Raw genomic sequence first — 19,901 nt, forward strand, 5'->3', positions numbered from 1 at the left:
GTGCTTGCGTCGCCATCCGGCTCTTTTTCATATTACTTAAAGTACGGTCCGAGCGTTACTGAGTCACGTAATACCAGTTTGCCGGTAAACGGAGGGATCGGCTCCACGCTCTCACCGTTGGCCAGACGTATAGCCTGGTCGATTGCCGTGGTTATCATGGTATCAATCGGCAGATAAACGGTAGATAACCCCGGTTCCAGCCATTTGGCGCTGGGCGCATCATCAAAACCAAACAGCGAGACGTCCGTCGGGATCCTCAGTCCGGCCTGATGTAACGCTTTTGATGCACCTAATGCCATGTCATCGTTACAGGCGAACAGGGCGCTGAATTTCACCCCTTCCTCCAGCAGTTCTCGACAGGCTTCATAGCCTCGCGTCATCGTGGAGTCGCCGTATTTAACCTTATCAGGATCCCAGGGAATACCGTTTTTTTCCAGAGCCTTACGATACCCCATCAGGCGGGATTTACCGGTAGGCGTATGGCCTGGCACGGTGATACAAGCAATATCGCTGTGCCCCTGCGAGATCAGATAATTGACCGCCTGATACGCCGCGTCTTCCTGCTCAAAGAAAATCGCGCGATCGCGGGCCTGACTGACATCACGGTTGATGACCAGCAAGGGCATCGCAATGCTGTTCATCAGCGACATAATCGCCTTTTCACTCATATAGCGGGTATAGAGAATAATGGCGTCGCACTGCCTGTCGGCCAGCATTTGCACGGCTTCCTGCTCACGCTCCGGCGTGTCGTGACCATCGGTGACGATCAACTGCTTGCCGTGAGACTCCGTCTGGCGCGAGGCCTGTTGCAGCAGGCGGCCAAAGTAGAATCCATCAAATGTGGAAACCACCAGGCCAATGCTGTTGCTGGTGCGATTCGCCAAAGAGCGCGCTAAAAAGTTGGGCCGATAATCGAGTGCCTGCATGGCCTTGAACACTTTCTGGCGCGTGCTCTCTTTTACCTGACCCGTTCCATTGAGTACGCGCGAAACGGTCGCTTTTGAGACGCCTGCGTGTCGTGAAACGTCCAACATCGTAGTCATGACGCATTCCTGGTTAATCGTTTGACGATGAGTTCCCCGGCTCTGTCAGCGCCGAAACGGAATGGCGACGCACCAGAGTTGGGTTAAAGACGTGGGTAATTTCAGGTGCGGGTCGCTTCTCCGCCAGCGCGAGCGCCAGTTCAGCGGCCTGGGTTGCCATCGTCACGATGGGATAGCGTACCGTGGTCAGACGTGGGCGCACATAGCGGGAAATCAGCACATCATCAAAGCCAATCAGCGAGATTTCTCCCGGCACATCAATGCCGTTATCATTCAATACGCCCATGGCGCCAGCCGCCATTGAGTCGTTGTAGCAGGCTACCGCAGTGAAGTTTTTGCCACGACCAAGTAACTCGGTCATGGCCTGTTCACCGCCGCTTTCATCCGGTTCGCCGAACGTCACCAGTCGATCGCTTACCGGTATATTGCTCTCCGCCAGCGCGTCGTAATAGCCTTGCAGACGATCTTCCGCATCAGAAATACTGTGATTGGAACACAGGTAGCCAATGCGCGTATGGCCCTGTTGAATAAGGTGTCGGGTAGCGAGCCACGCGCCGAAACGGTCATCGAGGGCAACGCAGCGTTGTTCGAATCCCGGCAGAATTCGGTTAATCAATACCATGCCGGGGATTTGCTTCATTAATGAAGCCAAGTCCGCATCCGGGATGATTTTGGCATGGACAACAAGGGCCGCGCAGCGGTGGCGAATGAGCTGTTCAATCGCCTGACGTTCCTTCTGTTCATTATGGTAGCCGTTGCCAATCAGCAAAAAATTCCCGGTGTTATAGGCCACCTGCTCGACAGCTTTAACCATTGCCCCAAAGAATGGATCGGACACATCACCAACGACCAGACCGATGGTTTCAGTGGATTGTTGCGCCAGTGCACGCGCGTTCGCATTGGGGTGGTAGCTGAGTGATTCCATTGCACTCGTTACGGCCAGACGCGATGCTTCGCTGGCTTTGGGGGAATCATTGATCACTCGAGAAACGGTGGCGACTGATACACCAGCTAGTCGGGCTACATCCTTTATGGTCGCCATGATAGTACCTGTTGTGGGTAAACGCTTACATTCCGTCAGTGTTACGGAAAATGGCTGGCTGTTCAAGCAGATTGCCCGTCAGGACCTCGCAAATGTGAGCGCGCGCGAGCGAAGATAAGACAGAAAATAGAAAATGCTAATTTTTGCTTACACTTTGCGATGTGCTGTTGCGATTGTTCGCTGGTGGGAGAACTGAGCGGATTGCTAAAGTTGGGATCCCAGAGGTATTGATAGGTGAAATCAACTTTCGGGTTGATCACTAGAATTACACCAGCCTGCGCAGATGCGCAGGTTTTTTTTTGCCTTCAGCCTATCTGTAACAGTAACCGATAATTTACACAACTCGTTGCATTTGGGTTCATTCCTTTGCGTTTTCGTACTGGCGTATCTGGCTGCTGACGACCACAATCAAGATCCCAGAGGTATTGATTGGTGAGATTATTCGGTACGCACTTCGTACCTGTCTCTTGCACCGACCTGCGCGGATGCGCAGGTTTTTTTTCGGACTGTATTTACCTGTTTACCTGTCGCGCCCATTCCCCAACTCGTATACTCTCCCACCATTAATGTTTCTATAATTAATGGCACAGGGAGTTGAGATGCTATTTGGCTTTTTTCGTAATCTGTTTCGCGTGCTTTTCCGCGTTCGCGTCACGGGCAATGTCAGCGCGCTACAGGGAGAACGCGTTCTAATCACTCCCAACCATGTCTCATTTATAGACGGCATCCTACTGGCGCTATTTTTACCGATTCGTCCCGTCTTCGCCGTTTACACCTCGATCAGCCAGCAATGGTATATGCGCTGGCTAACCCCGCTGATTGACTTCGTGCCGTTAGACCCAACCAAACCGATGTCGATTAAGCATCTGGTCCGTCTGGTCGAGCAGGGCCGTCCGGTGGTGATTTTTCCCGAAGGACGCATTTCGACCACCGGTTCGTTGATGAAGATATATGACGGTGCCGGGTTTGTCGCCGCGAAGTCGGGAGCGACGGTCGTTCCTGTCCGCATTGAGGGAGCAGAGCTTTCCCACTTCAGCCGCCTGAAAGGTCTGGTTAAACAGCGATTCTTCCCGCGTATCCAACTGCACATTCTACCGCCGACTCAAATGCCAATGCCGGAAGCCCCGCGAGCGCGCGATCGCCGCAAAATCGCCGGTGAAATGCTGCATCAAATTATGATGGAAGCACGCATGGCGGTACGCCCGCGTGAAACGCTATACGAGTCGCTGCTGGCGGCAAAATACCGTTTTGGCGCGGGCAAAAACTGCATTGAAGATGTTAACTTTACGCCAGACAGCTACCGCAAACTGCTGACTAAGACGCTCTTTGTGGCCCGTATTCTGGAAAAATACAGCGCCGAAGGTGAAAAAATCGGCCTGATGCTGCCAAATGCGGGGATCAGCGCGGCGGTCATTTTTGGAGCCATTGCGCGTCGACGCATTCCGGCCATGATGAACTACACGGCGGGCGTGAAAGGGTTAACCAGCGCCATTACTGCGTCTGAAATCAAAACGATCTTCACTTCCCGACAGTTTCTCGATAAAGGCAAACTCTGGCATCTACCGGAACAGCTCACCCAGGTACGCTGGGTTTATCTGGAAGATTTAAAAGCCGATGTGACGTTGAGCGATAAGCTGTGGATTTTCTCACATCTGCTGGCACCGCATCTGGCGCAGGTGAAACAGCAGCCGGAAGAGGCTGCTGTGATCCTCTTTACGTCTGGTTCGGAAGGCCATCCGAAAGGCGTGGTCCACAGCCACAAGAGTATTCTGGCGAACGTTGAGCAGATTAAAACAATTGCCGATTTCACCGCCGATGACCGCTTTATGTCGGCACTGCCGCTGTTCCACTCCTTTGGCCTGACGGTGGGATTATTCACGCCGCTACTGACCGGTGCGGAAGTGTTTCTTTATCCCAGCCCGCTTCATTACCGCATTGTGCCGGAGCTGGTATACGACCGGAACTGCACCGTGTTGTTTGGTACTTCAACGTTCCTCGGTAACTATGCGCGTTTCGCGCACCCGTACGATTTCCACCGCTTGCGCTATGTGGTGGCAGGCGCGGAAAAACTGCAAGACAGCACAAAGCAGCTATGGCAGGAGAAATTTGGCCTGCGCGTCCTTGAAGGCTATGGCGTGACGGAATGTGCGCCGGTTGTGTCGATCAATGTGCCGATGGCGGCAAAATCAGGAACGGTAGGGCGCATCTTGCCTGGCATGGATGCCCGACTGCTGGCTGTTCCGGGTATTGAGGACGGTGGGCGTTTACAACTGAAAGGCCCAAATATTATGAGCGGCTATTTGCGCGTCGAAAAACCTGGCGTGCTGGAAGTGCCGACGGCAGAAAATGCGCAGGGTGAGATTGATCGCGGCTGGTATGACACCGGAGACATCGTCCGCTTTGATGAAAACGGCTTTGTACAGATCCAGGGACGCGCCAAGCGTTTTGCTAAAATTGCCGGAGAGATGGTCTCGCTGGAAATGGTTGAGCAACTGGCATTGGCGGTATCTGCAGACAAAATGCACGCCACGGCGATCAAGAGCGATGCCAGCAAAGGTGAGGCCCTGGTGCTGTTCACTACCGACAGCGAACTCACACGTGAAAAACTACAGCAGTATGCGCGAGCGCATGGCGTGCCTGAACTTGCCGTGCCGCGTGATATTCGCCACCTGAAGCAACTCCCATTACTCGGCAGCGGTAAGCCGGATTTTGTTACGCTGAAAAGCTGGGTCGATGAGCCGGAAAAACAACATGATTGAGTCAGCGCACACTAACACTTCAATCTGGTCCAAAGGGATGATGTCTGTCATCGCCGCGCAGTTTCTGTCGGCGTTTGGCGATAACGCACTGCTGTTCGCCACGCTGGCGCTGCTGAAGGAACAATTTTATCCGGACTGGAGCCAGCCAATCCTGCAAATGGTGTTTGTGGGCGCTTACATCCTGTTTGCGCCATTTGTTGGACAGGTGGCGGATAGCTTTGCCAAAGGCAGAGTGATGATGTTCGCGAATGCCCTGAAACTGCTGGGCGCGGCGAGTATTTGCTTCGGCATTAATCCGTTTCTCGGGTATACGCTGGTGGGGATTGGCGCGGCCGCGTATTCACCGGCCAAGTATGGCATTCTCGGTGAACTGACCACCGGTGACAAACTGGTGAAAGCCAACGGCCTGATGGAAGCCTCCACCATCGCCGCGATTTTGCTCGGTTCTGTCGCCGGCGGCGTTCTGGCCGACTGGCATGTGATAGCCGCGCTTTCTGTCTGTGCGCTGGCCTATGCTGGCGCCGTGGTGGCTAACCTGTACATCCCGAAACTGGCCGCGGCTCGCCCTGGCCAATCCTGGCATCTGGGGAAAATGACGCGCAGTTTCTTCTGCGCCGCCTCTTCGCTGTGGCGCAACGGTGAAACACGTTTTTCGTTGGTCGGAACCAGCCTTTTTTGGGGCGCGGGCGTCACGCTGCGTTTTCTGCTGGTGCTGTGGGTTCCGGTAGCGCTCGGCATCACCGATAACGCTACGCCGACCTACCTCAATGCTATGGTAGCGATTGGGATTGTCGTAGGCGCGGGGGCGGCAGCGAAGCTGGTGACGCTGGAAACCGTGTCGCGCTGTATGCCTGCGGGGATCCTGATTGGCGTCGTGGTGCTGATTTTCTCACTTCAGCATGTGCTGCTTCCGGCTTACGCGTTGCTGATGCTTATCGGCGTGTCAGGTGGCTTCTTTGTGGTACCGCTGAATGCGTTGCTGCAGGAGCGGGGCAAGAAAAGCGTCGGTGCGGGTAATGCGATCGCGGTGCAAAACCTGGGCGAGAACAGCGCGATGCTGCTGATGCTTGGGATTTACTCACTGGCAGTGCTGGTGGGGATCCCGGCGGTAGCGATTGGTATTGGATTCGGCGCGCTGTTTGCGCTGGCGATTGCGGCGCTGTGGATTTGGCAGCGCCGCCAGCCTGGTACGAGATGAATGAACAATGAATGTGCCGGATGGCAGCGTCGCCTTATCTGGCCTACAGAGAGCAGCAATTTGTAGGTCTGATAAGCGTAGCGCCATCAGGCACTAACCGTCACGGTGCAGGATAGGTATACACCTGATGCACCGCTTCAATCTCTGCCAGTACTTCTTCGCTCAACTCCAGATGCAGGCTTTCAACGTTGGTTTTTAGCTGCTCCATCGTCGTGGCTCCCAGCAGGGTGCTGGCGACAAACGGCTGACGACGCACGAATGCCAACGCCATTTGCGCAGGATCCAGATTATGGCGTTTCGCGATATCCACATAGGCCGCAACGGCTTTTTGCGTTTGCTCGCCGCTGTAACGCGTGAAACGGCTAAACAGCGTATTGCGTGCACCGGCAGGCTTCGCGCCGTTCAGGTATTTACCGGTTAATGTACCGAAGCCAAGGCAAGAGTAGGCCAGCAGTTCAACGCCTTCATACTGGCTCACTTCCGCCAGTCCAACCTCAAAGCTGCGATTCAGCAGGCTGTAGGGGTTCTGGATGGTGGCGATGCGCGGCAGATCGTGTTTGTCCGCCAGGTGCAGGTAGCGCATCACGCCAAACGCGGTTTCATTGGACACGCCGATGTAGCGAATTTTCCCCGCGCGCTGAAACTCTGCCAGCGCGTCCAGCGTATCCAGCAGCGAAACGACTGGCGAAGAGTCCGTCCAGCTGTAGCCTAACTTACCAAAGCAGTTGGTCGGGCGCTGCGGCCAGTGAACCTGATACAGATCCAGGTAATCGGTTTGCAGTCTTTTCAGGCTGTCGTGCAGCGCTTCACGGATATTTTTACGGTCCAGCGCCTGATTCGGTCGAATACCGCTGTCGTTGTTACGTGAAGGTCCACTCACCTTAGAAGCAACGATTAGCTTTTCACGGCTGCCGTGTTTGGCGAGCCAGTTACCTACGTAGGTTTCGGTGAGACCCTGGGTTTCAGGACGCGGCGGTACCGGATACATCTCGGCAACGTCGATCAAATTTATGCCTTGTTCTACGGCATAATCGAGCTGTGCATGTGCGTCGGCTTCGCTGTTTTGTTCACCAAACGTCATTGTGCCCAGCCCCAGTGTACTGACTTCAAGCGAGCTGTGGGGTATACGGTGATATTGCATAGCCGTTTCCTTTTTATAATCACGACATAAGGATTATAAAAATGGCTGAGGGAAGAGAAAAAGGGAAGTAAAATTGTTAAGGCCAGCGCGCTGCTGACCTCAACCATCAGCGTTCAATGATTTGAGACACATCATCGCGATTAATCTGCATCGCATTGCCTTGCTGGTCGTGATAGCTCACCAGACCGGTATCATCGTCAATTTCTGGTTTTCCATCGGTCAGGATCATTCGACCATCTTTTGTCGCCATTACATAATCACTGCTGCATCCGGAAACGGCAAAAGCCAGTCCTACGGCGGAAATCAAAACTGCCCATTTTTTCATCTGCTTATCCTCACATGGCCTGCATCTGACAATAGTTTAGTAATAACGCGAAGTTGTGCATGGCGAAAGCAGTAAAATCTTAAACTGTGAGAAGAGGTAGGTGTGGCGCGCATTCGCTCCCCGTGCGGGGAGCGATGGATTTCATCAGAGCGGATTTTTTTTATTACGCCACAGGTTCAGGGTCTCTACCGCAATAGAGAAGAACATGGCGAAATAGATATATCCTTTCGGAACGTGGACGTCGAAACTTTCCAGAATTAGCGTGAAACCGACCAGAATCAGGAACGAGAGCGCCAGCATTTTTACCGAAGGATGGCGATCGACAAAATCGCCAATCGGGCGTGCAGCAAACATCATCACACCCACGGCAATCACCACTGCCGCCATCATGATAAACAGATGATCGGACAAGCCTACCGCAGTAATCACGGAATCCAGGCTGAAGATAATGTCTAACAACATGATCTGCACAATCGCGCCCAGAAAAGAGGAAACGCGGGTTTTCAGCCCCTCTTCCTCACCTTCAATGGATTCGTGGATCTCCTTACTGGCTTTCCAGATCAGGAACAATCCCCCCAGTAGAAGGATCAGGTCGCGCGCTGATATTGCCTCGCCAAACACTTCGAATAGCGGGTTTGTCAGACGCGTTACCCAGGCGATAGAGGCCAGCAGTGCCAGACGCATGATCATCGCCGCCGCAAGCCCAATACGTCGGGCATGATTGCGTTGCGCTGTCGGGAGTTTGGCTACAACCAGAGAGAGGAAAATAATATTGTCGATCCCAAGAACGATCTCCAGCAGCGTCAGCGTACCGAGCGCAAGCCAGGCGTTAGGATCGGTTATCCATGCAAATAACATCGAACAAAGTCCTGCCAAAAAAAAAGAAGCGGTAATTATAGGCCCGTAACGCGGCGGGTGAAAGACCGGACGGTGCCTATTGCGCCTGGAACAAGAAATGTCGCTCAAGCAATGCGCGCGTGAAGTTCTTTTTCAAGTAAAAACCGCGTGGTAGGGTCAGGATGGGTTCGCCATAGGCGCCAATGGCCTCGGTAAGCGCTCGGGCGTTGGCGGCTTTAGGACGCAGCTGTAGCACTTCCCCATGGCGGGCAGTGATGCGTTCGACGTGGCCTAACACAATCATATCCATCAACTCTTCCCAGTCCAGACGCAATTGCCGGTCTTCTTCTTCATTCGGGCTCCACAGCAGGGGAGAGCCGACGCGGCGCTCTGCCAGCGGGATGCTGCGTTCGCCTTCTACCGGGATCCACAGAACGCGTTTAAGTTTGTGCCGCACATGGCTGGTTTCCCAGGTAACGCCGGTATTGCCGGTTAACGGTGCCACGCACACAAAGGTGGTTTCCAGCGGTCTGCCAAGGCTATCCACTGGGATTGTTTTCAGCTCCACGCCCAGCGCCGCAAAATCCTGCTCCGGTTTGCTGCCCGCACTGGCGCCGAGCCAGATTTCCAGTAGCACGCCAATCCAGCCTTTATCGCGCTTGAGATCCTTGGGGGCGACGAGTCCCGCCATTGCCGCCAACTCTCCCAGCGCGTAGCCCGAAAGCAGCTGTGCCTGGCTCAACAACTGGGCTTCAGATTCAGGGGGAGAAAGCAGCGGATGGAGTTCTGACATCGGGTTAACCCTTAGGTGAAAAAATGAGCAAAGATTTTATACCGTGTGGACAGAGTTTATCTTTTTCCACATGCTTTATTCAATTCTATGATTTATATTGGTTTTTAGATTCACATACGCAGAGTTGCGCAACAGCGAAGCGGGTTTTCCAATTCTGGTCACTGACAATGAACAGGATCTTACACCATGTTATCCACAGAAAGATGGGATAACTGTGAAAAACCCCCACTACTGTTTCAATTTACAGCCTTGACGTGCGACGAAAATCGAATTTTCACACAAATTGTGCCTAACTTATTGGCATAATCTGTGGATAAAACCAACGCTGGTCGATCTTTCATCAGCCTGAAGATCGTGTACGTGATATACGTCACATTTCTATGGGTTTATTTGCGCTGAACGGTTTTAACTTTATGAATATAGAAGACTATTTTTGATATGTGACGAATGTCTTATTCGGACTGTTCTGGGTTTTCCCATAGTAATTCCGTACTTCTTCACAACTATATCCACAGAAAAGGTGAATAAAATCGCCTTGCTTGCCCTTCTTCTGTTTATAACTCCGCCCTTAGCTGTGAGTTATTCAATTGTTATTAGAGTATCGCGCCCTTAACAGAGTGGTTTACCGCCTCTCTGGAGTGTGAAACAATCGTTTGTATATAAGGTTTATATTGAGGTAGTCCGGTGATTGATGACGATGGCTACCGCCCGAATGTAGGGATAGTAATTTGTAACCGCCAGGGGCAGGTCATGTGGGCCCGGCGATTTGGTCAGCACTCCTGGCAATTCCCGCAAGGTGGGATAAATGCAGGAGAGACAGCAGAGCAGGCGATGTACCGGGAACTCTTTGAAGAAGTGGGTCTCAGTCGTAAAGATGTACGGATCCTTGCTTCTACTCGTAACTGGTTGCGTTACAAGTTACCGAAACGTTTGGTGCGTTGGGACACGAAGCCGGTTTGTATCGGCCAGAAACAAAAATGGTTTCTTCTGCAATTGGTCAGCAGCGATGCTGAAATCAATATGCAAACCAGCAGTACACCTGAGTTCGACGGCTGGCGCTGGGTGAGTTACTGGTATCCGGTTCGACAGGTGGTGTCATTTAAACGCGATGTCTATCGCAGGGTGATGAAAGAATTCGCAAGTGTTGTCATGGCGCTTCAGGAGAGCACTCCTAAGCCGCAAAGCGCACCTGCGTACAGACGTAAAAGAGGTTAAGCTACGCAAATTATGCTCACCCGCCTGCGCGAAATAGTCGAAAAGGTGGCCAGTGCTCCGCGTCTGAATGAAGCGCTGAATATTCTGGTTACCGACATCTGTCTTGCGATGGATACAGAGGTCTGTTCGGTTTACTTGGCCGATCACGATCGACGTTGTTATTACCTCATGGCGACCCGGGGACTGAAGAAACCGCGTGGTCGTACTGTCGCACTCGCGTTTGATGAAGGTATCGTTGGCCTGGTTGGCAGGCTGGCGGAACCTATCAACCTCGCCGATGCGCAAAAACATCCCAGCTTTAAATACATCCCTTCGGTAAAAGAAGAGCGCTTTCGTGCGTTCTTAGGCGTACCGATTATTCAGCGCCGTCAGCTGTTAGGTGTGCTGGTGGTCCAGCAGCGCGAATTGCGGCAGTACGATGAAAGTGAAGAGTCTTTCCTCGTCACGCTCGCCACGCAAATGGCGGCGATTCTTTCGCAGTCGCAGCTTAACGCGCTGTTCGGCCAATACCGGCAAACGCGCATCCGCGCATTGCCCGCCGCCCCTGGTGTGGCAATAGCCGAAGGCTGGCAGGATGCGACGCTGCCGCTGATGGAGCAGGTCTATCAGGCTTCAACGCTGGATCCGGTGCTTGAGCGCGAGCGGCTCACCGGTGCGCTGGAAGAGGCGGCGAATGAATTCCGCCGCTACAGCAAACGCTTTACCGCCGGGGCGCAGAAAGAAACGGCGGCGATTTTTGATCTCTATTCACACTTGCTTTCCGATACTCGTCTGCGCCGTGAGCTGTTTGCGGAAGTGGATAATGGTTCGGTGGCCGAGTGGGCCGTTAAAACGATCATTGAAAAGTTTGCCGAACAGTTTGCCGCGCTGAGTGATAACTACCTCAAGGAGCGGGCCGGAGATTTACGCGCGCTGGGCCAGCGTCTACTGTTCCATCTTGACGACTCGATCCAGGGGCCGAATACCTGGCCGGAACGTTTTGTGCTGGTGGCGGATGAGCTTTCCGCCACCACGCTGGCGGAACTTCCTCAGGACCGCTTAGTCGGTGTGGTTGTTCGGGACGGCGCGGCCAACTCTCATGCGGCTATTATGGTTCGTGCGCTGGGTATCCCTACCGTCATGGGGGCCGATATCCAGCCATCGGTGTTACACCGCCGTACGCTGGTAGTGGACGGTTATCGCGGTGAACTGCTGGTCGATCCAGAACCGGTATTGATCCAGGAATATCAGCGTCTTATCAGTGAAGAAATTGAGCTGAGCCGCCTGGCGGAAGATGACGTCAACCAGCCAGCACAGTTGAAAAGTGGCGAGCGCGTGAAGGTGATGCTCAATGCGGGCCTCAGCCCGGAGCATGAAGAGAAGCTGGGGAGCCGGATCGACGGCATTGGCCTGTATCGCACCGAAATCCCGTTCATGCTGCAAAGCGGTTTTCCTTCGGAAGAAGAACAGGTTGCGCAGTATCAGGGCATGCTGCAAATGTTTAACGACAAGCCGGTGACCCTGCGTACGCTGGATGTCGGTGCCGATAAACAACTGCCCTACATGCCGATCAGTGAAGAGAACCCGTGCCTTGGCTGGCGTGGCATTCGCATAACGCTCGATCAGCCGGAGATCTTTTTGATCCAGGTTCGGGCCATGCTGCGTGCCAACGCGGCAACCGGCAACCTGAGCATTTTGCTGCCGATGGTCACCAGCATTGATGAAGTGGACGAAGCGCGACGTTTGATTGAACGCGCCGGACGCGAAGTGGAAGAGATGATCGGCTACGCGATCCCAAAACCGCGCATTGGCATCATGCTGGAAGTTCCGTCGATGGTGTTTATGCTGCCGCACCTGATAAACCGGATAGACTTTATCTCGGTCGGAACCAACGATCTCACCCAGTACATTCTGGCTGTCGATCGTAACAATACGCGGGTGGCCAGCATTTATGACAGCCTGCATCCGGGTATGTTACGTGTGCTGGCGATGATTGCGCAGGAAGCCGAAAGAAGCGGTATCGATTTGCGATTGTGCGGTGAAATGGCGGGCGACCCGATGTGCGTGGCCATTCTGATCGGCCTGGGTTTTCGCCATTTGTCGATGAACGGTCGTTCCGTGGCTCGCGTTAAATATCTGCTGCGCCATATCGATTTTGATGAGGCGCAAACGCTGGCGCAACGCAGTCTGGAAGCGCAGATGGCGACAGAAGTACGCCATCAGGTGGCGGCTTTTATGGAACGCCGTGGCATGGGGGGACTGATTCGCGGGGGATTGTGAATCGAGGGCTGGTAACAGTAGGTATACATATCTTTTAACTGTAATCGGCATCCGCTGCGATCCCCATGTGCTATCATTCGCACCTTTGGAGCGCCTGCATTATGCAGGCGCGCTTATCAATTGCTGTCTGACTTCAGCGAAATAACAAGAACTTGTGGTGACAGATGACCAGTAGCTATCTGCATTTTCCGGATTTCGATCCGGTCATTTTCTCAATCGGACCCGTCGCGCTTCACTGGTACGGCTTAATGTATTTGGTGGGGTTTATTTTTGCGATGTGGCTGGCGACGCGCCGTGCTAATCGTCCGGGCAGTGGCTGGACCAAAAATGAAGTAGAAAATCTACTGTATGCGGGCTTCCTCGGGGTTTTCCTTGGAGGGCGTATTGGTTACGTACTGTTCTATAACTTCCCGTTATTCCTCGATAACCCGCTGTATCTGTTCCGCGTTTGGGACGGCGGGATGTCCTTCCACGGTGGGCTGATTGGTGTGATCCTGGTGATGATTATCTTCGCCAAACGCACCAAGCGTTCGTTCTTCCAGGTTTCTGATTTCATTGCCCCGCTGATTCCGTTTGGTCTGGGCGCAGGGCGTCTGGGCAACTTTATCAACGGTGAGCTGTGGGGACGCGTTGATCCGAACTTCAAGTACACCATGCTGTTCCCGGGCTCCCGTACCGAAGATATTTTACTGCTGCAAACTAACCCGCAATGGCAGTCAATTTTTGATACCTACGGCTCGCTGCCGCGCCACGCCTCACAGCTTTATGAGATGGCGCTGGAAGGCGTTGTGCTGTTTATCATTCTTAATCTTTACATTCGTAAACCGCGCCCGATGGGCTCGGTATCCGGTCTGTTCCTGATTGGTTATGGCGCGTTTCGTATTATCGTTGAATTCTTCCGCCAGCCGGATGCGCAGTTTACCGGCACCTGGGTACAGTACATCAGCATGGGACAGATCCTCTCAATCCCGATGATTGTCGCAGGCATTATTATGATGGTTTGGGCGTACCGCCGCAGCCCACAGCAACACGTTTCCTGAGGAACCATGAAACAGTATTTAGAACTGATGCAAAAAGTGCTGGATGAAGGCACACAGAAAAACGACCGTACCGGAACCGGAACGCTTTCCATTTTTGGTCATCAGATGCGTTTTAATCTGCAGGAAGGGTTCCCGCTGGTTACGACTAAACGCTGCCATTTACGCTCGATCATTCATGAACTGCTGTGGTTTTTGCAGGGCGACACCAACGTTGCCTACCTGCATGAAAACAACGTCTCAATCTGGGACGAATGGGCGGATGAAAACGGTAATCTGGGGCCGGTTTATGGCAAACAGTGGCGTGCGTGGCCTACGCCAGATGGTCGCCATATTGACCAGATCACCACGGTGTTAAACCAGCTCAAAAATGACCCGGACTCTCGCCGAATTATCGTTTCTGCATGGAACGTCGGTGAGCTGGATAAAATGGCGCTGGCGCCGTGCCACGCGTTCTTCCAGTTTTACGTGGCGGATGGCAAGCTCTCCTGCCAGCTGTATCAGCGTTCGTGCGATGTGTTCCTCGGTTTGCCGTTTAACATTGCCAGCTACGCCTTGCTGGTACACATGATGGCGCAGCAGTGCGATCTGGAAGTGGGTGATTTTGTCTGGACCGGCGGCGACACGCACCTGTACAGCAATCATATGGATCAAACGCATCTGCAGCTTAGCCGCGAACCGCGCGCGCTGCCGAAGCTGGTCATCAAACGTAAGCCTGAATCTATCTTTGACTATCGCTTCGAAGATTTCGAAATTGAAGGCTACGATCCGCATCCTGGTATTAAAGCGCCAGTGGCTATCTAATCGGCTTCATGCTGTCACAACCGACGCCCGTGCGCGTCGGTTTTTTTTGTCTCAAATCGCGTTCTTCGGCGTGGGTTCCTGAAATATTGCAACGACCTGCAACGCGACAAATATTCCTCGTAGCTCGCCGTAGAAACCGAATTTCCCGCTCGTTATTCATTTTCCTCACGCCATACTGGCGGCATGAAAGAACAACACGGCTACACGCTTATCGAAACCCTGATTGCGATGTTGATCGTCGCGGCGCTTGGCGCCTCGGGGCTGTATGGTTGGCAGCGCTGGCAACAGCAACAGCGGCTATGGCAAACCGCCATTCAGGTGCGAGATTACCTGCTGCAACTGCGTGAAGATGCTAACTGGCGTAACCGCGATCACGTCATCAGCGTGATTCGGGATGGCACATCCTGGTGTTTTGTCAGCTCTGCTGCTGTGCAAACCACGTGTCTACCCGTTTCGCCCTTGGTTTTTACACCGCCCTGGGACGATGTCGAAATGGCAGAGATAACACCTTCACTGGCCTTTTTTGGTCTGCGCAATACGGCATGGGCTGGACATATTCGCCTGAAAAATACGACAGGGGAATGGCGCGTGGTGGTGTCAGGCTGGGGGCGAATCAGGCTTTGCGAGAAAGATGAGGCCAGGTTATGTCAGTAAATGAACGGGGCTTTTCACTCCTGGAGGTGCTGATTGCTATGGCGATTAGCAGCGTTTTATTGCTTAGCTCAGCGCGATTTTTACCCGCGCTGCAGCGAGAGATCCTGCGCAACACGCGCCAGTTAGCGCTTGAAGATGAAATATGGCAGCGGGTATACACCGTGGCGAAGCATCTTCAGCGGGCAGGGTACTGCCGCGGAAACTGTGTCGGAGAAGGGCTGGAGATATCGGCTAAGGGCGACTGTGTCATTGCGCGCTGGGATGCCAATAGCAACGGCATTTGGGAGAGCAGTCCCGCGAAAGAGGCCGATACGATTGGATTTCGTTTACAGGACAAGGTACTGGAGACCCTGCGGGGAGTAACGGACTGCAATGGAAAAGGGTGGGAGAAAATGTCCGATCCAGCCACGATACAGATTGAGGCATTTCAGGTTGAACGTCTGAATATCAGCGGATATTCCCCGCTCCTTACGCTGCGTTTGCGCGGAGTGAACAATGTCGAACCACAAAAGGTTATTGAAGCAGTCTACAGCGTGACAGGATTCAACCTGTGAACCGTGAGCGGGGCGTTTCATCTTTAGCGATGGTCCTGTTACTGCTGGTGCTCGGTAGCCTTCTGCTGCAAGGCGTTAGCAGGCAGGAGTCCCGTTTTGCTTCGCGAGTGGTCACGCAAAGTCAGGCTCTGCAGCGCCAGGTGGTGGTGCAATCTGCGATGGAATGGGGGCGTATGCAGCCCTGGCGCTTACAACTCGCTGCACAGTGTCGGCGTTATACCACGCAGGATGCCGCGGTTTGTCTGCGACAGCTCACTAATAATTCCGTGCTGCTTATAGTCCATTATGAAGGGGTATCGTTATGGCGGCAGGGGGCGATTATTGATGACAATATCGAATACTCGGCGCACGGCTGGAGCGATTTTTGTCCGCTAAAGGAGCAGGCATTATGTCAGATCCCCTGAACAGACAGCGTGGCTTTAGCCTGCCGGAAGTGATGCTGGCAATGGTGCTGATGATCATGATTGTGACCGCGCTGTCAGGATACCAGCGGGCGCTGATGAACAGCTTTATCATCAGAAACCAGTATCAGCAACTCTGGCGTCACGCCTGGCAGCAAACCCAGCTGTATCAGTTTTCATCGCCTTTGAACTGGCAGGTTAACCGAATGCAGACAACGAGCGCGGGATGTGTCAGCATCAACGTTAAAATTTCTTCACCCTTGGGCAGGCAGGGTCAGATGACGCGTCTGCATTGCCCGAATCGTCAGTAGTCAGGAGTCGCTATGTTAAGGGTCTACCACTCCAATCGTCTGGATGTGTTGGAAGCGTTAATGGAATTTATCGTTGAGCGCGAGCGGCTGGACGACCCCTTTGAACCTGAGATGATCCTGGTTCAAAGTACCGGTATGGCGCAGTGGCTACAAATGACCCTTGCACAGAAGTTTAGTATTGCCGCCAACATCGATTTTCCGCTGCCCGCGAGTTTTATCTGGGATATGTTTGTGCGCGTGCTGCCGGATATCCCGAAAGAGAGCGCGTTCAGCAAACAGAGCATGAGCTGGAAGTTGATGACGCTGTTGCCGCAATTGCTGGATGGCGATGACTTCGCATTGCTGCGCCACTATCTGACGGACGACACCGATAAACGTAAGCTGTTTCAGCTTTCCTCGCGCGCGGCTGACCTCTTTGACCAGTATTTAGTCTATCGCCCTGAGTGGTTGACCCAGTGGGAAGCCGGGCGACTGGTTGAGGGACTCGGCGAATCTCAGGCCTGGCAGGCGCCGTTGTGGAAAGCGTTGGTGGAACACACCGAGGAATTGGGCCAGCCGCGCTGGCATCGCGCCAATTTATACCAACGATTTATTCAGACTCTGGAAAGTGCGTCCGAGTGCCCGCAGGGACTGCCTTCTCGCGTCTTTATTTGCGGCATTTCGGCTCTGCCGCCGGTTTATTTGCAGGCATTGCAGGCGCTGGGCAAGCACATTGATATTCATCTGCTGTTTACCAACCCTTGTCGCTACTACTGGGGAGATATAAAAGATCCCGCCTGGCTGGCGAAGCTGATGGCGCGTCAGCGTCGGCACAGCTTTGAAGAACGCCATCTGCCGCTGTTTCGCGATAGTCAGAAAGCCGAAGGATTGTTTAACAGCGATGGTGAACAGGATGTGGGCAACCCGATGCTGGCCTCGTGGGGCAAACTGGGGCGCGATTACATTTATTTGCTTTCAGAACTGGAAAATAGTCAGGAGCTGGATGCGTTTGTCGATATAACACCTGACAATCTTTTGCATAATATTCAATCGGATATTCTGGAACTTGAAAGTCATGCCGTGGCGGGCGTTACCCTGGAAGAGTATTCGCGTAGCGACAATAAACGACGGCTTGAACTGAACGACACCAGCGTGACTTTCCATGTTTGTCATAGCCCACAGCGCGAGGTAGAAATTCTTCATGACCGCCTGCTGGCAATGCTGGAAGCGGATCCTACGCTGACGCCGCGCGATATTATTGTGATGGTGGCGGATATCGACAGCTACAGCCCATTTATTCAGTCGGTCTTTGGCAGCGCGCCAACTGAGCGTTACTTACCATATGCGATTTCCGACCGTCGGGCGCGCCAGTCTCATCCCGTCTTACAGGCCTTTATTAGCCTGCTGTCGCTGCCGGATAGCCGTTTTGTCTCAGAGGATGTGCTGGCATTACTGGATGTGCCCGTGCTGGCGGCGCGTTTCAATATCAATGAAGAAGGGCTGCGCTATCTTCGTTTATGGGTCAATGAATCCGGGATTCGCTGGGGAATTGACGACGATAACGTGCGTGAACTGGAACTTCCGCCTACAGGTCAGCATACCTGGCAATTTGGTTTAACGCGCATGCTGCTCGGCTACGCGATGGAAAGCGCGCAGGGCGAGTGGCAATCGGTATTGCCATACGATGAGTCCAACGGTTTGATTGCCGAGTTGGTAGGGCATCTGGCCTCGTTGCTGATGCAGCTCAATCTCTGGCGTAGAGGGTTAGCGCAGGAACGGCCGCTGGAAGAGTGGCTGCCCGTTTGTCGGGACATGCTTAATGATTTCTTCCTGCCGGATGCAGATACCGAAGCGGCGATGACGCTGATTGAACAGCAGTGGCAGGCCATTATCACTGAAGGTCTGGGGGCTGAGTATGGTGATGCCATACCGCTTTCTCTATTGCGTGATGAGCTGGCCCAGCGTCTTGACCAGGAGCGCATTAGCCAGCGCTTCCTGGCGGGGCCAGTTAACATTTGTACGCTGATGCCGATGCGCTCTATTCCTTTCAAGGTGGTGTGCCTGCTGGGTATGAACGATGGCGTTTATCCGCGTCAGCTTGCGCCGTTGGGCTTTGATTTGATGAGTCAAAAACCGATGAGGGGCGATCGCAGCCGTCGCGATGATGACCGCTACCTGTTTCTTGAAGCATTGATTTCAGCACAGCAAACGCTCTACATCAGCTACATTGGCCGCTCCATTCAGGACAACAGCGAGCGCTTCCCGTCGGTACTGGTGCAGGAACTGATGGACTACATCGGGCAAAGCCACTATCTGCCGGGCGATGAATCGTTGACCTGCGATCAAAGCGAGGCCCGGGTAAAAGCACACATTACTCGTTTGCATACCCGTATGCCCTTTGATGCACAAAACTATCTGCCGGGCGAACAGCAAAGCTATGCCCGGGAATGGCTGCCTGCGGCGAGCCTGTCAGGAAAAGCGCACACGGATTTTGTCCAGACGCTTCCCTTTGAGATGCCTGAAACGCTGACGCTGGAAACGCTGCAGCGATTTTGGGCTCATCCGGTAAGGGCTTTTTTCCAGATGCGGCTGAGGGTCAACTTCCGCTCTGAAGAAAGTGAGATCCCGGAAACGGAACCGTTCACTCTTGAAGGATTAACCCGCTATCAGCTTAATCAGCAATTGCTTAACACGCTGGTTGAAGAGAAGGATGCTGAACAACTGTTTCGCCGTTTTCGTGCGGCGGGCACGCTTCCCTATGGGCCATTTGGCGAAATTCTGTGGGATACGCAGCGTCAGGAGATGCAGTCGCTGGCTGAACGCATTATCGCCTGTCGTCAGCCCTGTCAGAGTATGGAAATCGATCTTAACTGTAACGGCGTGCAAATCACCGGTTGGTTGCCACAGGTGCAAGAGGACGGTTTGTTGCGCTGGCGCCCATCTTTGATAAGCATTGCGCAGGGTGTGCAACTTTGGCTGGAACATCTTGTCTATTGTGCCAGTGGCGGTACGGGAGAGAGCCGGTTGTTCCTGCGTAAAGACGGGGAATGGCGTTTTCCGCCACTGGATGCAGAGCAGGCGCTGCTGTACCTGTCGCAGCTCATTGACGGGTATCGGGAAGGCATGTCGTCACCATTGCTGGTATTGCCCGAAAGCGGCGGCGCCTGGATAAAAACCTGTTATGACGCCGTAAATGATGCCATGTTAGATGACGATGCAACGTTGCAAAAAGCGCGCAGTAAGTTTCTGCAGGCCTATGAAGGCAACATGATGGTACGGGGTGAAGGTGATGATATCTGGTATCAGCGTCTTTGGCGTCAGCTGGATGCGGCTACGCTGGATACCATTGTTTTACAGTCTCAGCGCTACCTGTTACCGATTTTTCGCTTTAATCAGTCATGATGATTGTATAAAAATTGCGCAGTTCGATGGCTTCCACTATGATGCGCATTCTGTCACGGACTGATTCTTACAAAGAGAGGATGCTGGCTCGTTCAGCACATAGTCTTGCCCTGTTCAGACCACGTATTTATGCGTGCTTTGCTGTGA

The 19,901-nt window shown here is 53.3% G+C and carries 17 protein-coding genes; 11 read left to right on the top strand and 6 right to left on the bottom strand.

Annotated elements, in window-relative coordinates; all coding sequences use genetic code 11:
* Positions 1 to 32 precede the first annotated feature (32 nt).
* Together OGV75_RS08230 and galR are read right to left on the bottom strand one after the other, a co-directional pair.
* Entirely contained in the window at positions 33 to 1,043 is a 1,011-nt protein-coding gene (locus tag OGV75_RS08230) for a LacI family DNA-binding transcriptional regulator (RefSeq protein ID WP_008785715.1), read from the bottom strand.
* Between the two features lie 13 nt (positions 1,044 to 1,056).
* On the bottom strand, positions 1,057 to 2,085 hold the full coding sequence (gene galR, locus OGV75_RS08235; RefSeq protein WP_016157382.1) for an HTH-type transcriptional regulator GalR: 1,029 nt from the start codon (positions 2,083 to 2,085) through the stop codon (positions 1,057 to 1,059).
* A 599-nt stretch (positions 2,086 to 2,684) separates the two neighbouring features.
* Here galR and aas point away from each other — a divergent pair.
* Positions 2,685 to 4,844: a bifunctional acyl-ACP--phospholipid O-acyltransferase/long-chain-fatty-acid--ACP ligase gene (gene aas / locus OGV75_RS08240; protein WP_049041916.1), complete on the top strand. Its 2,160-nt coding sequence runs from the start codon at positions 2,685 to 2,687 to the stop codon at positions 4,842 to 4,844.
* Positions 4,837 to 6,042: a lysophospholipid transporter LplT gene (gene lplT, locus OGV75_RS08245; RefSeq protein WP_200011427.1), complete on the top strand. Its 1,206-nt coding sequence runs from the start codon at positions 4,837 to 4,839 to the stop codon at positions 6,040 to 6,042. Before aas ends, lplT begins: the two co-directional genes overlap by 8 nt.
* Before the next feature lie 100 nt (positions 6,043 to 6,142).
* Here the strand turns inward: lplT and OGV75_RS08250 are convergent, their stop codons facing one another.
* The 4 genes from OGV75_RS08250 to mutH all read right to left on the bottom strand — a co-directional run bounded on the left by OGV75_RS08250 (position 6,143) and on the right by mutH (position 9,138).
* On the bottom strand, positions 6,143 to 7,183 hold the full coding sequence (locus OGV75_RS08250; RefSeq protein ID WP_185654455.1) for an NADP(H)-dependent aldo-keto reductase: 1,041 nt from the start codon (positions 7,181 to 7,183) through the stop codon (positions 6,143 to 6,145).
* 106 nt (positions 7,184 to 7,289) lie between these two features.
* Positions 7,290 to 7,508, bottom strand: coding sequence for a lipoprotein YgdR (ygdR, locus tag OGV75_RS08255; protein WP_000758660.1), 219 nt, complete (start codon positions 7,506 to 7,508; stop codon positions 7,290 to 7,292).
* A 144-nt stretch (positions 7,509 to 7,652) separates the two neighbouring features.
* The gene (locus tag OGV75_RS08260) at positions 7,653 to 8,366 is read right to left on the bottom strand and encodes a TerC family protein (protein WP_016154277.1); all 714 of its coding nucleotides are present in this window, start codon (positions 8,364 to 8,366) and stop codon (positions 7,653 to 7,655) included.
* Between the two features lie 76 nt (positions 8,367 to 8,442).
* The gene (gene mutH / locus OGV75_RS08265) at positions 8,443 to 9,138 is read right to left on the bottom strand and encodes a DNA mismatch repair endonuclease MutH (protein WP_286480534.1); all 696 of its coding nucleotides are present in this window, start codon (positions 9,136 to 9,138) and stop codon (positions 8,443 to 8,445) included.
* Positions 9,139 to 9,822: 684 nt separating this feature from the next.
* Between mutH and rppH the strand changes: the two genes are divergently transcribed.
* The 9 genes from rppH to recC all read left to right on the top strand — a co-directional run bounded on the left by rppH (position 9,823) and on the right by recC (position 19,754).
* Entirely contained in the window at positions 9,823 to 10,353 is a 531-nt protein-coding gene (gene rppH, locus OGV75_RS08270; protein WP_003825602.1) for an RNA pyrophosphohydrolase, read from the top strand.
* Positions 10,354 to 10,365: 12 nt separating this feature from the next.
* Positions 10,366 to 12,612 (top strand): phosphoenolpyruvate--protein phosphotransferase, encoded by a 2,247-nt coding sequence (gene ptsP, locus OGV75_RS08275; RefSeq protein ID WP_016157379.1) that lies wholly within the window; start codon positions 10,366 to 10,368, stop codon positions 12,610 to 12,612.
* Between the two features lie 164 nt (positions 12,613 to 12,776).
* Positions 12,777 to 13,652 carry a prolipoprotein diacylglyceryl transferase gene (gene lgt / locus OGV75_RS08280; RefSeq protein WP_016157378.1) on the top strand — a complete coding sequence of 292 codons (876 nt, stop codon included), beginning with the start codon at positions 12,777 to 12,779 and terminating at the stop codon, positions 13,650 to 13,652.
* Between the two features lie 6 nt (positions 13,653 to 13,658).
* Complete coding sequence (gene thyA, locus OGV75_RS08285) at positions 13,659 to 14,453, top strand: thymidylate synthase (protein ID WP_003033990.1); 795 nt, start codon at positions 13,659 to 13,661, stop codon at positions 14,451 to 14,453.
* A gap of 183 nt (positions 14,454 to 14,636) precedes the next feature.
* Positions 14,637 to 15,107, top strand: a complete 471-nt coding sequence (locus OGV75_RS08290; RefSeq protein ID WP_286480535.1) for a prepilin peptidase-dependent protein — start codon at positions 14,637 to 14,639, stop codon at positions 15,105 to 15,107.
* Positions 15,098 to 15,661, top strand: coding sequence for a prepilin peptidase-dependent protein (locus OGV75_RS08295; RefSeq protein ID WP_047359084.1), 564 nt, complete (start codon positions 15,098 to 15,100; stop codon positions 15,659 to 15,661). Before OGV75_RS08290 ends, OGV75_RS08295 begins: the two co-directional genes overlap by 10 nt.
* Positions 15,658 to 16,065 (top strand): DUF2509 family protein, encoded by a 408-nt coding sequence (locus tag OGV75_RS08300; protein WP_047359085.1) that lies wholly within the window; start codon positions 15,658 to 15,660, stop codon positions 16,063 to 16,065. Before OGV75_RS08295 ends, OGV75_RS08300 begins: the two co-directional genes overlap by 4 nt.
* Positions 16,050 to 16,373: a prepilin-type N-terminal cleavage/methylation domain-containing protein gene (locus OGV75_RS08305; RefSeq protein WP_047359086.1), complete on the top strand. Its 324-nt coding sequence runs from the start codon at positions 16,050 to 16,052 to the stop codon at positions 16,371 to 16,373. Before OGV75_RS08300 ends, OGV75_RS08305 begins: the two co-directional genes overlap by 16 nt.
* Positions 16,374 to 16,385: 12 nt before the next feature.
* Positions 16,386 to 19,754 (top strand): exodeoxyribonuclease V subunit gamma, encoded by a 3,369-nt coding sequence (gene recC, locus OGV75_RS08310; RefSeq protein ID WP_286480536.1) that lies wholly within the window; start codon positions 16,386 to 16,388, stop codon positions 19,752 to 19,754.
* Positions 19,755 to 19,901 lie beyond the last annotated feature (147 nt).

The sequence above is a fragment of the Citrobacter sp. Cb028 genome (assembly GCF_030336705.1).
In the GTDB taxonomy this organism is placed as follows: Bacteria; Pseudomonadota; Gammaproteobacteria; order Enterobacterales; family Enterobacteriaceae; genus Citrobacter; species Citrobacter braakii.